Source organism: Janthinobacterium lyxosi (assembly GCF_051380665.1).
GTDB lineage: Bacteria > Pseudomonadota > Gammaproteobacteria > Burkholderiales > Burkholderiaceae_D > Janthinobacterium.
Map to the genome: position 1 here is coordinate 107,108 of NZ_JBNYXM010000012.1, position 15,630 is coordinate 122,737.

The window sequence follows — 15,630 nt, forward strand, 5'->3', positions numbered from 1 at the left end:
ATTAAAGCTTCTCCATCTTTTGCCGCACGGCCGGCGCCGTCGAAGCCGTCGGCGCCAGTTCCAGATAGGTTTTGTATGCCGCCTTGGCCTTGGCGGCATCGCCGGCCTTGGCATAGGCATCGCCCAGGTTCAAATAGGCGATGGCGCGCGACGGGTCCATCCTGACCGTGTTTTCAAACCAGCGGGCCGCTTCGCGGTATTTTTCCTGCTTGTAGAAGACAAAGCCCAGGTTGTTGGCGGCCAGGGCGAAATCGGGACGCAATTTCAGCGCTTCCGTAAATTGCGCTTCCGCCGCCGCATATTGTTTCTCCTTGTACAGCTGCAAGCCGCGGTCGTTGGCCCGCTGCGCCAGCTGGCGCGTGGAGGTCGGCACGGCACCCGGCGTGACGATCTTCTGCTCACCGCCCTGCAAATCCTTCACCGTCACGCTGGCCGCTTGCGGCTTGGCATCGAGCTTGCTGTTCAGGGCGATGGCTTCCGTCGACAGCTGCGTCGTGTTCGGGCTGAGGAATTCCGTCTCGCCAGGCAACTCAAAGACGAAGTCGCCCCCTTCCGAGCCGGGCAGGCTGCCAAACGCGGGCGTCTGGTTCGATACGCTGGAGACGGCCGGCGCCACGTAGGCGGCCAGCTCCGTGGCCGTAATGAGGCCGTCGCCGTTCAGGTCACCCTTGCCCGCCAAGCCTTGCAGCAAGGTCCAGGTAAATACGGAGTGGCCGTTCGGCCCGCCATCGGCGACCAGCTGATCGCCGCCGCCAGCCGTCAGCATTTGCCGGCCGATACGCTTGGCGTTGTCGCGCAGGAAGGAGCTGGAACCGGCGCCGCGGGTCAGGCCCAGGCCGCTGTAACAGGCATCCATGACGAAGAACGCATGCTTGGCGGTCAGGGACTCCGCGATATTCTGGATTTCCGTCATCGGAATCGCATCCGTGGCGAACTGTGCCGGGTCGGAGTCGACGGGCACGATGTAGCCGAGGTCGCGCCCCGAGCTGAGCTTGCGCGTGGCGCCGTGACCGGCGAAGAAGACAAAGATGCGGTCATTCTTTTGCACGCCACCGTGGACCAGCTTGTCGTGGAAAGCGGCCAGGATGTTGTTGCGCGTCGCTTCGCCATTCTTCAGCGTCACGACACGCTCGGGCGCAAAAGCGAATTTTTCGATCAGGGTTTCGCGGATGCCCTGCGCATCGCGCACCGCATATTGCAGTTTTGGCCATTTCGCGTAATCGTCGATGCCGATCACTACGGCCCAGGAATTGGCATAACCGGTCGTCACGGGCACCTTCTCGGGCGCGGGCGTCGTGCTTTTCGCCACCTGGAAGCTGGTGCCATCCCAAGCCGCGAATTGATAGCCTTCGGCGATCAGCTTGTCGAGTACGGCTGGCAAGGCTTTCACCGTGCGTTCATGGATGTCGTGGAACAGAATGATGCCGCGCCCCGCCTTGTCGACGGACGCCAGCACACGATTCGTGATCGAGCTGGGCACGGGGTCGGCCCAGTCCAGCGAATCGATATTCCACATCACGGATTTCAGGTGCGCATCGGCCAGCGCGGCCATGCCTTCGCTGTTGCGCGCGCCATACGGAAAGCGGAACAACGCGGCCCGCTCGGGGCTGATGGCTTTTAACAAGGTGTCGGTGCCGAGGATTTCGCCTTTCAGCTTGTCGCCCGTCTGTTTCGACAATTGGGCGTGGCTGAAACTGTGGTTGCCCACGGCATAGCCTTCCTTCATCAGCTTGCGGCTCACTTCCGCGCCCGCGTTCAGCTTGGCGTGGCCTTCCGCGTCCAACGAACCCAGGTTGCGGCCCACGTTGAAGAACACGGCCGGCACGCCATACTGTTTCAAAATGGCGCTGATTTCTTCCGTGTAGCGGCGGTGCGGGCCGTCGTCGAAGGTCAGCACGATGGTTTTCTTCGGCAAGCCCAGGCCGAAGATTTCCGCCTCATCTTTTTTTGGTACGGGCTTGGCTTCGGGCACCGTGCCAGCTGACGGCGCGGCCGGCGGCACGGTGTAAGGCACGACAATGCCGTTTTCCTTCAAAATCTGTTCGCGGCTGTAAAGCTTTTTCAGCTGCGCCACGTAATCGTCCCAACGCTCGCGCTTGAGTTCGATGGCACGCTGGCCCAGGTTGCCGAAGATTTGCCGGATTTCCTTCTCGTAATTACGCTCGATCTCGCCCAGCGCATCGAGGTCTTCGGAAATGCGCTTGTGTAGCTTGATCGCCGGCAAGGACGAATCTTTGGCCACGTCGGCCAGCAGGCTTTGCAGCAATTCGCGGAAAGCCAGGCGGTCCGCATCATACAGGCCGGGATCGGATTCGATGTACGTGAGCAGGCTGTCGAGCGCCTCGACGCGGCCCGGATTCGTGGGCGCCGTCAGCTGGTCCAGCACCGCATCGAGCTTGGCGATGCGCTCCTGGTTTTCATGGAACAGCGCCTGCCCCACCTTGCGCGCTTCGTCGCGCGCCCCTTCCGGCAAGCTTTGCTCGTCGGCCAGCAGCACGATGATCTTGCGGAAATTGCCCAACAAGTCGCGGAACTGGGCGGCGACGGCGGCCGTATCAACGGCGGACTGCGGCGCGGCGGCCGGACTGCCCGAAGCGGGAGCGCCCGGCGTGGCGATGGCGGCGGGACGGGTGTAGGTATAAATGCCGGCCCCAGCGGCGAGAGCCACGACGACGGTGGCGGCGATCTTGATCGGCTTGGAAGTCACAGGCTTGTCATTCCCTTCACATACTATGCATAGAATTCAGATGGCGCGGATGCGCAAGATGCATAATTGTAGAGCACGCTTGGTAATTTGATCATCCGCACGCTGAATTTCGGCAATAATATGCCCGCAAATAGGGCAACAAGTAGGGCAACTAAGCTCCATCGATCAAAAAACGGGAAAGACGATGCACAAGAAACTCTGCGCGGCGGCGCTGATGCTGGGCGTGGCACTGATGCTGCTGCAACTGCGCGCGCATGCGGGCGATACGGAAGTAAAACCGGTAGGACGCGTGTGTCTGCCGCACTGAAGCGCCCCCCCACGCGACGACTACACCTTGGCCGGCTCCCAGTAATTGACCAGGCCCAGCTTTTTCAGACCGGCCGCCACAAAACGCGGTTCCAGCAATTCTTCCGCCGTCAACGGTAGTCGGATCAGCTTTTGTTCCTGCGCAAACGCCAGCACGCGCCGGTAATGCCGGTATACGGCGTCGTCGTACAGGGGCGACCAGCGTTCCTTCCACTGCAAGCCAGGATCGTCGTAGCTGCGCCGCACCACGCTGTCGGGCGTGCCATTGCGCGTGCCATCCTTGATCACGGCTTCGCGGTTGCCGTCCAGCGCCGCCCAATGCTGGGCCCGCAGCCAGGCCGTGGCCACCAGTTCCGCTATGTCTGGATGGGCTTGCGTAAAGTCACGCCGCGCCCACAGTTCCGCGCGCATCTTGCGTTCCGGCAAGCCCTTGCTGGACCAGATGATGCGGCCAATGCCCTTGTCTTCCAGCGGATAGCCATTGATCATGAACAAGGCGTCCACCGCGCCCGTGGCCAGCGCGGCCGTGCCCGGCTTCAAATCCATATTGATCAGGCGGAAATCCGTGGGCGACATGCGCTGGTCGGCGATCAGCTGGCGCAGCCCCAGCTCCCACGGCCGGCCCCGGTGCACGCTGATGCGCTTGCCCTTCAAGTCGGCCAGCGAGGTGGCGCGCGAACTGGTGGGCACCAGCAAGAACTGGTCCGTGCCCCGCCCCGCCGGCACGATCACTTGCGTGCGCACGCCGCCCGCGTTGAGTATGACGGACGGCAAGTCGCCATACGCGGCCATGTCGATGCGCCCGCTGGCGAACGCCTCGTTCATGGTGGCGCCCGTGTCACCCGTGACGGGCAGCCATTCCAGCCGCACGCCCTGCTGCTTGAGTTCGCGCGCCAGCCAGCCTTCCTGCTGCACCCGGTAAGCGATGCCGCCCAGTTCCGCCCTGCCATTTTCCGCAAAACCCGTCGAGGCGATGCGCAGGGCCGTCGGTGGCGCCCCCGCTTTCGCCGCCGACACTGCCTGTCCCGCCAGGGGCAGCAGCGCCAGCCCGCCCATCACCGTGCGTCGCCGCATCGCATTCTCCTCATCATCAATCATGGCCACTGTTGACGTGCTTCCCGCTCAAGCCGCACGGCGCGTCTGCGCCAGCGCCGCTTCGAATGGACGGGGATCGATCCACGCGCGCACATCGACTTTGCTAGGCAGGAAGTTCCAGCGGAACAAAAAGTCGCTGAAATCCTGCAAGCCCGCGATCGACGTTTCCGCCAGATCCGTGTCCAGGCGCAGATGCGCATCCTTGCCGTAGGCCACTTGCACCCAGTGCTCGCTGGCATTCGATTCACGCGCCAGGAAACGCCGCGTCTCGTCCACATGGCCGCGCGCCCACGCTTCGGCCCGCAGCACCTGCTCGACCAGGGTGACGGCGGAACTGAAATGATGCTCCAGCAAGTGCGCATCCACGCTCAGGGTGCGCGGCGTGCCGTTGTTGGCGCGGATCAGGGGTTCCGGATGGTTGCCCGTATCGATCACCGCATGCAAGCCGAACTGCTGCGCCAGCTGCGCGGCCGAGGCGCCTTTCAGGAAGATGGCGTCCACCTCGCCCCGCAGCAGTCCCGGCAGCTCCGGGCTTTGGCCGCCGCGCCGCGCGCCGCTGAACAGATTCGTCTCCGCACCCTGCTCCGGCGGCGATTCGCTCTGTCCCACCGCAATCACATAGTCGACCAGTTCCACGTCGGACACGGCTAGGCCTTCCAGGCTCAGCGCGTTTTCCAGACCACGCAAGGCTTGCGCGCGCGCAAAGTCGATCTGCGCCTTGGCCCACAAAGGCAAGCCGAAACGACGTCCCTTCAAGTCGCGCACCGTCTTGATGCCGCTGTCGGGCAAGGTCAATATCAGCTGCGTCTCGTCCGACCACGACAGGCCGATCACGCGCGTCTCGCGCCCCGCCGCGCGCGCCCACAGGGCGGGAATATTGCCGCCGTGGCGCACGGAATTTTGCAAGGTATGGTCGAAATGCGATTCGCGCACGGCTTCCTGGTCGGACTCGCGCAAGGAGCGCAAGCTGGTGCCGTCTGCGCGCAAGGCTGTTTCCAGCCAGCCTTGTTGCAGGGCTATCCCCAGGCCCGTGGGGACGGGGCAGCGCGTGTACCACAGGGTGTCGAGTGTGTCGTTGCTCATGGTGTATCTCCAGGGTGGGTGGACCGTTCAAAAAGGAAACTACAGCGCCATCCTGCGCGCCCATTCATTACCATCCCATAAGCTGCTGGGGTGTACCTCGTCCTGCGCTACGGGCGCGTGCGTGTCGTCGAGGTCGCTGAAATCCGCATGCAAGCCGTCGCGGATGGCGACAAAGCCGGGCGAACCGCGCTGGCGCGGATGGGCCAGCGGCACGTCCTGCACGCGGCGCACCTTGCCCGGGCGGGCGTCGAGCACGACGATGCGGTCGGCCAGGTAGACGGCTTCGTCGATGTCATGCGTGACCATCACCATGGTGATGCCCTCGTCCTGCCACAATCGGCGCAGCTCTTGCTGCAAACGCAAGCGGGTCAGCGCGTCGAGCGCGCCCAGCGGTTCGTCCAGCAGCAGCACGTCGGGCCGCCCGACGAGGGCGCGGGCAATCGCCGCCCGCTGCGACATGCCACCGGACAATTGATGCGGATAAGCATCCGCATAGCCATCGAGGCCCACGCGCGTGATTTCCGCCGCCACGCGCGATGCGCGCTCGGCCAATGGCACCTTGGTATTGCTGAAAGCCACGGCCACGTTCTGCTGCACCGTCAGCCACGGAAACAAGCGGTGATCCTGGAACACGAGGCCACGATGCAAATCCGTGCCACGTATCGGTACGCCATCGTGCAGCAGCAAGCCCGTGTAGTCCGTATCGAGACCCGCCAGCAGGCGCAGCAGGGTTGACTTTCCGCAGCCGGATGCGCCCACGATGGCGACGAATTCACCGGGCGCAATCGTCAGGGAAATGTCGTCGAGCACCAGCAGCGGTGCGCCTTTCAGCGAAAACGACTTGCTCACATGCTGCACTTGCAAGCCGCCGCTCAGGTGCTGTCGCTGCGGCAGCAAGGTCGATGGAGAAACGAAATCATTCATGGCGCACTCTCTGCGGTGGGGTCGAAGGAAGGAATGGCGGCGGGCGGCGCCCGGCGCAGCCAGCGGCTGCCGTGGAAATAGAGCCAGGCGGCCAGCCACGGAGCCAGCCAGATCAGGAACACATTGCGCAAGCCCGTCAGGTCAGCCAGGCGGCCCGCCGCCAGCGCGCCAGCCGTGCCGCCCACCATGCCGAACAGGGTCAAATGGGCGGAAACGCGGGCCTTGTCGACGGGGGCGCGGGCGATATTGTCCGTGTTAACGAGGTTATTCACGCCCAGGCCCAGTCCCAGCAGCACTGACGCGCCCAGGTAAGCGATGCTGGAGGGCCACAAGCCCAGGATCAGCAAGGCCGCCATGATGGCCAGGTGCGCGCCGCCATACAGCTGTTCGCGGTAGCGGCTGGCCAGCACGAAGCGCCCCAGGAACAGCAGCACCAGCACGCAGCTCAAGCCCTGCACGGCCATCAGCCAGACGGAGTGATGCGCAGGCCAGTGCAGCACGCGGATGGCCAACAAGATGGAAAACACGCCCACGCTGGACGCCGTGAAGCTGGCGAGGATTTCAAACAGGTACGTGACGCGCACGACGGGCAGGCGCAGCAGCGCGCGCAGGCTGGCCGCGCCGGGTACGGCAGCATATCCCCCCTGCTTGCGCGGCGCCGTGTTATCGGGCAACACTTGCCAGCCCAGCACGGCCAGGATGGCGAACATCAGGGCGGAAATCAAAAAGCCTGCCTTCAGCCCCAGTTGCGCGATCAAATAATTGCCGCACAAAGGCCCGAGGAACTGCATGCCCAAGATCAACGTCCCCTTGTACCAGCCCGCCTTGCCCTGCCCCAGTTCCGGCAGGCGCACGAGAAACACGGTGCTCATGGCCACGATGCGCAGCGAAATGCACAGGCCGACCAAGAACATCAGCAAGGCCACCCACTGCCAGCCAGGCAACCACGGCAGTACGCAAAACGCCAGCGCCAGGCTCAGGCTGACTCCCGCGTACAAGTGCTTCGGATTGCCGCGCGACAAGATGTAGCCGGCCGGTATGGTGCCCAGCGCCATGGCCAGGGTTTCCGCGCTGCTGATCGCGGCCAGCTGGAAATTGCTCACGTGTAAATGTAACCCCAGCAAGGTGGCCAGCACCTTGTTCATGCCGATGGTCACGCCCGACAGCAAGGTCAGGCCGATAAAGCGCAGCAAGAAGGCGCGCAGCTCCCCTTCGCGGGCGCTGACGGCCGCATCCGCTTGTAAAGGCATCGAGTCACTCACTGCTGCGCCCCTTCACCAGCAGGCGCGCCAGCCGCGCGAACGCCACGTTCATCGCTTGCGCCAGCAAGGCGATCACGAGCACGGCCAGCAGGACGACATCCATGCGACCCGACACTTCGCCGTTGAGCAATAATGAACCCATGCCGGGGCCGGCCGAAAACAGCAGTTCACCGCCCAGGCAGGCCAGCCAGGCGAACGCCAGCGCATGCGTGACGCCAGTGACGATGGCCGGCATGGCGCCCGGCAGCAAAATCTGGCGCAAGGTCTGCGTGCGCGTCAGGGTCAGCACCTGCCCCACTTCGCGCAATCTTCCCTCCACCTGGCGCATGCCCGCATACGTGTTGAGCACGGTAGGATAAAAGGCGGCGATGGCGATCACCAGCAGCTTGGCGCCGTCGCCATTGCCCACCCACAAGCCCAGCAAGGGAATCAGGCCCAGCAAGGGTACTTGCCGGATGCTGTGGAACAACGGGCCAATCAATCGGTCAGCCAGCGGCGACTGCGCCATCAGCGCGCCCGTGACGATGCCGGCGCTGCCACCCAGCAGCAAGCCGGCCAGAGTGCGGTCCAGGCTGGCGCGCAAATGCACCCACAATTCGCCCGTCATGACCAGGTCGCGCAAGCTATGCGCGAGGTCGCCCAGCGAGACAAAGATGTAGGCGGCCGCCGCGCCCTGGCCGGAGGCCCATTGCCAGGCGCCCAGCAAGGCCAGCGGCAGCAGCGCGCCCTTGATGACCAGCATCAAGCGTTCCATTATTAAACGCTGCCTCATGTTGACTCCCCGTCGCGCTTCCAGCGCATCAGCCACGCTTCCAGCGCGTGGCAAGCCCGGTCCAGGCCGAAGCCGATCACGCCCGTCAGTACCACGCCCACCATCACCACGTCGAGGCGGAACATTTGCCGGCCCATTTCCATCATCTGGCCCAGGCCGCTGTCGGCGGCCAGCAATTCCGCGCCCACCAGCACCATCCACGAGCGCGACAGGGCGATGCGCATGCCCGTCAGCGCGGCCGGCACGATGGCCGGCAAGACGATCAGGCGGATGCGCTGCCAGCGCGAAAAGCAATACACGTGCGCCACCTCAAAGTAGCGTTGCGACAGGTTGCGGATGGCGTCATGCACGGCCAGCGCCACGATGAAGAAGCTGGCCTTGGCCACGATAAACACCTTGAAGCTCTCGCCTATGCCGAACAGCAAGATAAACAGGGGGATCAGGGCTACCGTGGGCAACTGGCGCAAGACATTGAAAGTAGGGTCGACGTAGCTGCGCAAGGCAGGCGACAGGCCCAGCACGACGCCGAAGGCCAGGCCCGCGCTGGCGCCCAGGCCGAAACCGGCCAGCAGACGGAACAGGCTGATGCCCAGGTGCTGGCCCAGTTCGCCGCTTTCGGCCAGGTCGCGGGCCGTCAACAGCACTTGCCATGGCGACATCAGGATGTGCGCAGGCATCCATTCGAACGTGGTAGCTGCCGTCCAGAGCAGCAGCAAGGCGAGCGGCGACACCCACACGGACCAGGGTGAACGGATAAAGCGCTGCAGCAAGGGGACAGAGGCTGCTCGCGCTGGCGCAGGGGCGCGCGGCAAGGCGATGGCGTTGACGAGGGAAGTCATGGCGTCCAGTACGTTTGCAGCTTCAGCTGCGCCAGCGCCTGGTTGACGAACTGGGGCGCGAACAGGCTGTCGACTTGCAGGGGGCGCCCGATCAGGCCCGCGCTCTTCGCGTACGCCGCCTCGCCCACGTAATGCTGGCGCAGGCTGGCCGTAAACAAGGGCGACCAGCGCGCCTGCCATGGCGTGTGGTCGCCCGCCAGTTCACGCCGCACGACGCTTTCCACTTGCCCTGCCGCCGCCTCGCTGCGCACATATTCATCTTCGCCGCCCGCGCCGGCGGCACGGTGGTGCTCGCGCACATACGCCGTCACCACCAGCTGGGCCAGCTGCGGATAGCGTTGCAGGAAGCCGCTGTCGGCCCACAGTTCCGCGCGCATCTTCCAGTCCTGCGGCGGCGCCTTGCTGGACCAGATGATCTTGCCCACTTTTTTATCTTCCAACAAGAAGGCGTCGCTGAGGGTGAAGAAGGCGTCCGCGCCCCCGGTCGCCACGGCCGCCCCGCCTGCCTGCGGATTGAGGTTGAGAATCTTGACGTCGCGCAAGGTCATGCCATTTGCTTCCAGCAGGCGCGCAAATGGATATTCCCATGGCCGGCCCCGGTGCAGGGCGATCTTCTTGCCCTTCAAGTCCTTGATCGAGCGGGCAGTGGAACCATTGGGCACCACCAGGTAAGTGTTACTGAAACTGCCGCCGGGCAAGATCAGCCGCGTCTGCAAGCCCGAGGCATTGGCGATTATCGATGGCAAGTCGCCATACTGGGCCAGGTCGATCGAGTGGTTGGCAAACGCCTCGTTGACCTGCGTTGCCACGGAATTGGTGGTGACGGGCACCCATTCCAGCTTTACGCCCAGCTTGCCCAGTTCGGCGGCCAGCCAGCCCTGCGCGGCCACCTGGGCGGCCGAACCGGCAAACACGGTCTTGCCGGACGGCGCCGTACGGGCCACGACGGCGATGCGCACGGCGGCCGGCAGTGGCTCGGCGGCGGCCACCAACGCGATGGCGGGTGCCAGCAGGCTGGCCGCCACGACGGTGGCGAATACCTTGCGCCAGGTCAAACGTAAGAATTTCAATGACATCTCGGGCCTATTCTTGAAAGATTTAAATCAAATCGGTGGCAGGCAATAACGACAGCGCGCGCGCCGTGTCGATCAGCTTGCTCATCTTCCATTGCTGCAGCAACACGCCGGGACCGAAATCGCGCGAACCGCCGATGGCTTCGGCCGCGATCTGGATCTTGGCGCCCTCTTCCAGCAGCAGGATGAACTCGGCCAGCTTCAGCAAGCCCTGCTTGCCCCACACGGTGGCGCCGCCATTCGCTTCCAGGATGGCCGTCGCATGCGTATTGCGGGCGATCTCGCCGAGGATGAAATCGACTTCCGGCTGGCGGCGGTCGATATAGATGGGAATTTCGCGGATCAGCTGGAAGCGCTGCACGGGCACGTAGCGGATCGGCAGGGTGCGGTGCGTCTGCGCCCACGCGCCCAGCGACGGCGAGTGCACGTGCGAGATCGACGTGACCTCGGGCCGTTCGCGGAACAATTTTAAATAGCGCGCGCCGCCGTTGTTGGCGTCGCCCACGAGCACCGTGCCATCGAGCGCCAGCACGGCTGCCTTCAGGGGCTGGCCGCGGCGGAACGGGCCCGGATCGTTGACCACCACCACCTTGTCGCCGGCAGGGGTGCGCTCGACAAAGCCCACCGTGCCGTTGGCCGTCAGGCTGCCCGTCTCGCGCAAGCCATCGAAAGCGATTTGCGCATCGCGCCGCACCTGTTCCACGAAGGCCAGTTCGGCCGCCGTCAACTCCTGCGCCTGTACTTGCTCTGGTACTTGTGCCACGTCCGTCATGTCATGCTCCATTCGGTAAAAAGGTTGAGACCGGGTTTCGTCTACCTCCTGCTTTCGCAAGACGCGTGCCAGCGCCAGGGCCGCATCAATGCTGGACGGCTGCTGCCTGCGCAACAACGGCTGCTGGCGCGGCAGCAGCGCTAGACGCAGGCACTGTCGGCAAGCCAGCAAGCGCTGCGGGCACGTTTCCTGCACGGCTCAAGGCTCCCACTCACCACGAAGGAATCCCATGACTACCGCAAGCTCCGCTCCCATCGATACAGTCGATACCGTCTGGTTCACGCGCTGCCCCGTGCCCACGGCCACGGGCCTGGCCTACAAGCTTGGCTGGCTGGACGAGGAATTCTCCCGCGACGGCATCGCCCTGAAAACCCTGCAGGAAGTGGGTGGCAAACTGGCGCGCCACCATTACGACCACGGCCTGTCCACGCTCGTGCGCGAAGGGGGCAACCTGCTGGCCCTGCCCGCGCGCGCGCAAGGGGCGCCCACGCGCCTGATCGGCCTGACCTGGATCGACGAGTGGCAAGCCATCCTAGTGCGCCCCGGTTCCGGCATCATCACGCCCGCGCAGCTGCAGGGCAAGCGTTTGGCGCTGCCCGTGTTCCGCGCCGAGGATTTGTGCGAGAACCGGCGCGGGCGCAGCATCGCGCGCGGCATGAGCCTGGCCGGCTACAAGGGCGTGCTGGCGTCGGCCGGCTTGACGCTGGACGATGTGCGGCTGGTGGAAGTGGGGGGCGAGGCGCCAACACAGGCCAATCTGGGCGCGGGCCTGTGGCAAGGCATCGCGCCGCTCTTGCGCGGCGAAGTCGACGCCGTCTACGTGAAAGGCGCGGCGGCGGCCGAGGCGGCCCGCGCGGCGGGGCTGGAAGTGGGCATAGCCATCGACGCCCTGCCCGACCGGCGCTTCCGCGTCAATAACGGCACGCCGCGCCCGATCACCGTGCATGAAACGATGCTGGAACAGCATTTCGAGCTGGTCGTGCGCTTCTTGACGCAGACCCTGCGCGCCGCCCACTGGGCGCGCAGCCACCAGGCCGACGTGCTGGCCATCCTGCAGGGCGAAACGCGGGCCGGTGCCGACGCCGTGGCCGAAGCCTACCGCGATGGTTTTCACCTGACCCTGGCGCCCGACCTGTCCGACGAGAAGGTGGCCCTGTTCCGCCAGCAAAAGGATTTCCAGCTGCAGCACGGTTTTCTCGACCGCGACGTGGATATCGAGAGCTGGATCGACCGCCGGCCGCTGGAGGAAGCGCAGCGGCGCCTCGACGCGCTGCTGCAGCAGGCGGCATAAAGAAACGGGGCCGGCGCACGAATTGCGCTGGCCCCGGGTACTACGGCATCAAGGCAAACGGCGCCCTAGGCGGCCAAGGCCTCGTGCGGCGCGCTAGCCGGTTGCGCCAGCCGCTGCAGCGAGTGGATGGTGGCCGCGCAAGCCGTGGCCAGTTCGACGCCCTTGACCTTGAAATGCTGGAAGTAGAATTCCTGGTGCTCGTGGCCCGCATGGAAGTGGTGCGGGGTCAGCACGGCCGACAGCACGGGCACGCCCGTCGCCAGCTGCACCTGCATCATGCCGGAAATGACGGCATCGGCCACGAAGTCATGGCGGTAGATGCCGCCATCGACCACCAGGGCGGAAGCGGCAATCGCCGCGTATTGGCCGCCCCTGGCCAGCACCTGCGCATGCAGGGGAATTTCAAAGGCGCCGGCGACATCAATGACATCGATGTCGTCCTGCGTGAAACCCAGGGCCGCCATTTCGGCGATGAAGGACAATCGGCATTGCGCGACGATGTCGCGGTGCCAGCCCGCCTGGATGAAGGCGATGCGCTTGCCGGGTGCTGCGTATGCTTGTGACGTTTGTGACATATATAACTCCTGTTTTCAAGAATGATAAAAACAGGGCATAGAATCGAAGGGGATATGACAGGCGCGTGAAAGCCACGCCCAACTGCGCATGCAGGCACGCGCGCCCGCGCACCGACGGCAAACACAGGCCATCCATGCACCGGGCGTATGCCGGCACCAACACAATGATTCCATCCCGCTCTCTCTTTATCCGGACTATACCGTCGGCCCCGGAATCACACCAGGTCTGCTGACCTTGTCGTCATAGCCCGAAGACCATGCCGGCAAGCGCTCGCGGGCTAGGCACGCATGCCATTACCGCCGGTGGGGAATCGCACCCCGCCCTGAGAACGTTGCGTGGCCAGTGCACAGGGTGCCGCAGCCACGCCCAGCGACTATAGCATATCGCCCCTGCGCCTGCCCTGCGCGGTCAGAACTGCACCGTGTACGACGCACCCACCGTGCGCCCCTGGCCGATGATCACCGTGTCGCCACTCACGGCGCCCGGCACGAAGCTGGTGAGCGTGTGGTTGCGGTAGACCTTGTCGGCCAGGTTGTTGGCATACGCCGTGATGCGCTGCTTGCCGCCCGGGAGCACATACGACAGGCGCGCATTGGCAAGCGCGAAGCCGCCCTGGTTCAGCAAGCCGCGCGCGTCGCTTTGCGGGTCGACATAGTAGTACTGCTTGGACGTATAGCGCACGTCGCCGCTGAAGACCAGCTGCGCGCCACTTCCCAGCGGGTAGCGGTAGTCGGCCGCCAGCAAGGCCGTCACGTGGGGCGAGCGCACGAATTCATTGCCGGAACGGTCACCGCCATTGTTCTGGATGGCGAAATCGTCGAATTCCGTGCGCAGCAGGCCCAGATTGGCATTGATGTGCAGATTGTCCGTCGGCTGCGCCTCGATCTCGAATTCCGCGCCATTCACGTGGGCCTTGCGCACGTTCTGCAGGTAGTTGACGCTTTGGGTAGGGTCGCCGTTGTACACGCCCGTGATATTCACCTGCACGTTCTTGTAATCGTAATGGAAGACGTTGGCGTTGAAATTGAGGCGCCCGTCCAGCCATTCGGACTTGATGCCCGCCTCGAACGAATTCAGGGTTTCCGGCTTCACCGTGTTCAGGGCCCGCACGTCCGTGGCGCTGGTGTTGTAGCCGCCCGACTTGATGCCGTGCGCGTATTTCAGATAGCCGCGCAGGGTACGGCTGAAGCGGTATTCGGGCGTCACGTCATAGGTCAGCGCATTCCACGTGGTGGACGGATTCGACGTGAAGTTGTTGTTGGCCACCGAGGCGGCCGTGTAATTGCCGCCACGGACCGTGTTCCACCAGTTCGACGCATCGCCGAACGTCACGCTGTTCGATGCCGCCTGCACGCGCTGCAAATCGAGGTCCTTGGTTTCCGTGGTCCAGCGCAAACCAAAGGTGGACAGCAACAGCTCGCTGAAGTTGACGGTCGTGCTGCCAAAGATGGCCGCGCTGCGCGCCTTGTGCTGATAGATGGTGCGGTTGTAGCCGACGGGCTGCGTGCTGCCCGCCAGCGCCGGCACGCTGCCGTTGGGCAGGCGCGCGCCGGTCGAATCGGAGTCGATCTTTTCATTGAAGTAGAACAGGCCTGCCACCCAGCTCACGGCGCCGTTTTGCGGCGACGTCAAACGCAGCTCCTGCGACACTTGCCGGCTGCTGGCCTTCGAGCGGCTGCGGCCCACTTCCAGCGGCGTGTTGTCGCTATCGCCCGTCGCTTCGTTACGGAAGTTTTCATAGCCCGTGATCGACGTCAGGGTCAGTTCGCCCAGCGCATACTCCAGATTCAGCTGGGCGCCGCCCTGTTTCACGTCGCTGTCGGCCGGCGCATTCGTGCTGACATCGTCGGGATTGATGCTGGGGACGTAGCCGTTGCGGTACACGCCATTGGCGCCGTAGCTGGCCACGGTGGTGGTGGCGCCCTTGGTCGTATAGTCGCGGTAGTGCAGGTTCAAATTGGCCGTCAGGTCGCGCCCGATCAGGGCCTTGAGCTGGCCGCGGATGGCGCTATCTTTCAGCTTTCCATCGCGCTCGCCCGTAAACTGGTTGTGGAAGCGGCCCTTGTCCTGCTGCTCCGTGTGGAAAGACAAGCGCCCCGCCAGCATCTCGTCGACCAGGGCGCCACCAATGGCCCCTTCGGCCAGGGTGGTGTCGTAGCTGCCGTAATCAAGCTTGGCGTAGCCGCTGGACTTGAACGAGGGCTTGCGCGAAATCACATTGATGGCGCCGCCCGTCGTGTTCTTGCCCCACAAAGTGCCTTGCGGGCCGCGCAGCACCTCCACCCGGTCCAGGTCGAACAGGGGAAAGCCCGTGGCGCTGGAATTGCTGATGTATACGTCGTCGAGGTAAAAGCCGACGGGATTCGGAAAATCGATCTGCTGCTGGCCCGCGCCCACACCGCGTATCCACCAGCGCGGACGGCCGTGCTGCTGCGTGCCGGCCGAGGCGTTCGGTACGTAATTGAGAATTTCGCTGGCCGAGCGGCCGATGCCAGTATCGAGCAGCTCCTTGCCACCGAGGACCGTGATCGCGCTCGGCACCTTTTGCGCCGATTCTTCGCGCTTTTGCGCCGTCACCGTCACCGATTGCAAGGAGGCGCCCTCGCCGGCGCCGTTGGCGTCGGCCGTGGCAATGACGTCGGCGCCAGGCGTTTCCGCGTGGACCATGCCATGGACGAGCATCAAGCCGCCGATGGCGAAGGCCGAGCGCAGCGCGCGGCGCAGCGGCGTCAAATGGAAGGGGAAAGAGGAAACGGCGGCGGGGGCAGTCGAACGGCGCATGGGTGGTTATCCTTGAGTAAAGTCAAAACGCGAGATGGTGATGACTGTTATTGCAAGGGGCATGCCCGCTGCCGCAGCGCAGCAAAATTAACTTAAGTGTCTGATTTAAAAGGAAGACTATCATGATGATAGTACTGTTGATTTGGCAG

General features: G+C 64.3%; 13 protein-coding genes and 1 riboswitch. Of the genes, 2 read left to right on the forward strand and 11 right to left on the reverse strand.

Annotation, left to right across the window (positions count from 1 at the left end; translation table 11 throughout):
• Position 1: 1 nt before the first annotated feature.
• Positions 2 to 2,707, reverse strand: coding sequence for a polysaccharide deacetylase family protein (locus ACQ4WP_RS14990; protein WP_436521884.1), 2,706 nt, complete (start codon positions 2,705 to 2,707; stop codon positions 2 to 4).
• Positions 2,708 to 2,891: 184 nt separating this feature from the next.
• Here ACQ4WP_RS14990 and ACQ4WP_RS14995 point away from each other — a divergent pair, with 184 nt between their 5' ends.
• The gene (locus tag ACQ4WP_RS14995) at positions 2,892 to 3,014 is read left to right on the forward strand and encodes a hypothetical protein (RefSeq protein ID WP_436521886.1); all 123 of its coding nucleotides are present in this window, start codon (positions 2,892 to 2,894) and stop codon (positions 3,012 to 3,014) included.
• A 20-nt stretch (positions 3,015 to 3,034) separates the two neighbouring features.
• Here the strand turns inward: ACQ4WP_RS14995 and ACQ4WP_RS15000 are convergent, their stop codons facing one another.
• The 8 genes from ACQ4WP_RS15000 to ACQ4WP_RS15035 are packed head-to-tail and all read right to left on the reverse strand — an operon-like array spanning position 3,035 to position 10,833.
• Positions 3,035 to 4,111, reverse strand: a complete 1,077-nt coding sequence (locus ACQ4WP_RS15000) for an ABC transporter substrate-binding protein (RefSeq protein WP_436521888.1) — start codon at positions 4,109 to 4,111, stop codon at positions 3,035 to 3,037.
• A 24-nt stretch (positions 4,112 to 4,135) separates the two neighbouring features.
• Positions 4,136 to 5,191 carry an ABC transporter substrate-binding protein gene (locus ACQ4WP_RS15005; RefSeq protein WP_436521890.1) on the reverse strand — a complete coding sequence of 352 codons (1,056 nt, stop codon included), beginning with the start codon at positions 5,189 to 5,191 and terminating at the stop codon, positions 4,136 to 4,138.
• A 39-nt stretch (positions 5,192 to 5,230) separates the two neighbouring features.
• A complete protein-coding gene (locus ACQ4WP_RS15010) occupies positions 5,231 to 6,115 on the reverse strand; it encodes an ABC transporter ATP-binding protein (protein ID WP_436521892.1) in 885 nt (294 codons plus the stop codon).
• A complete protein-coding gene (locus ACQ4WP_RS15015) occupies positions 6,112 to 7,365 on the reverse strand; it encodes an MFS transporter (RefSeq protein WP_436521894.1) in 1,254 nt (417 codons plus the stop codon). Before ACQ4WP_RS15015 ends, ACQ4WP_RS15010 begins: the two co-directional genes overlap by 4 nt.
• A 4-nt stretch (positions 7,366 to 7,369) precedes the next feature.
• Positions 7,370 to 8,119, reverse strand: a complete 750-nt coding sequence (locus ACQ4WP_RS15020; RefSeq protein WP_436521896.1) for an ABC transporter permease — start codon at positions 8,117 to 8,119, stop codon at positions 7,370 to 7,372.
• A 26-nt stretch (positions 8,120 to 8,145) separates the two neighbouring features.
• Positions 8,146 to 8,988, reverse strand: a complete 843-nt coding sequence (locus ACQ4WP_RS15025; RefSeq protein ID WP_436521898.1) for an ABC transporter permease — start codon at positions 8,986 to 8,988, stop codon at positions 8,146 to 8,148.
• Positions 8,985 to 10,064: a PhnD/SsuA/transferrin family substrate-binding protein gene (locus tag ACQ4WP_RS15030; protein WP_436521900.1), complete on the reverse strand. Its 1,080-nt coding sequence runs from the start codon at positions 10,062 to 10,064 to the stop codon at positions 8,985 to 8,987. Before ACQ4WP_RS15030 ends, ACQ4WP_RS15025 begins: the two co-directional genes overlap by 4 nt.
• A 22-nt stretch (positions 10,065 to 10,086) precedes the next feature.
• Positions 10,087 to 10,833 (reverse strand): class II aldolase/adducin family protein, encoded by a 747-nt coding sequence (locus tag ACQ4WP_RS15035; protein WP_436521902.1) that lies wholly within the window; start codon positions 10,831 to 10,833, stop codon positions 10,087 to 10,089.
• A 229-nt stretch (positions 10,834 to 11,062) separates the two neighbouring features.
• On the opposite strand from ACQ4WP_RS15035, the gene ACQ4WP_RS15040 reads away from it, so the two are divergent.
• The gene (locus ACQ4WP_RS15040) at positions 11,063 to 12,124 is read left to right on the forward strand and encodes an ABC transporter substrate-binding protein (RefSeq protein WP_436521904.1); all 1,062 of its coding nucleotides are present in this window, start codon (positions 11,063 to 11,065) and stop codon (positions 12,122 to 12,124) included.
• A 65-nt stretch (positions 12,125 to 12,189) separates the two neighbouring features.
• Here the strand turns inward: ACQ4WP_RS15040 and ACQ4WP_RS15045 are convergent, their stop codons facing one another.
• Complete coding sequence (locus ACQ4WP_RS15045) at positions 12,190 to 12,699, reverse strand: 6,7-dimethyl-8-ribityllumazine synthase (protein WP_436521906.1); 510 nt, start codon at positions 12,697 to 12,699, stop codon at positions 12,190 to 12,192.
• A 173-nt stretch (positions 12,700 to 12,872) separates the two neighbouring features.
• A riboswitch (FMN riboswitch) is annotated at positions 12,873 to 13,034 on the reverse strand.
• A 74-nt stretch (positions 13,035 to 13,108) separates the two neighbouring features.
• Positions 13,109 to 15,481, reverse strand: a complete 2,373-nt coding sequence (locus tag ACQ4WP_RS15050) for a TonB-dependent receptor (protein WP_436521908.1) — start codon at positions 15,479 to 15,481, stop codon at positions 13,109 to 13,111.
• Positions 15,482 to 15,630 lie beyond the last annotated feature (149 nt).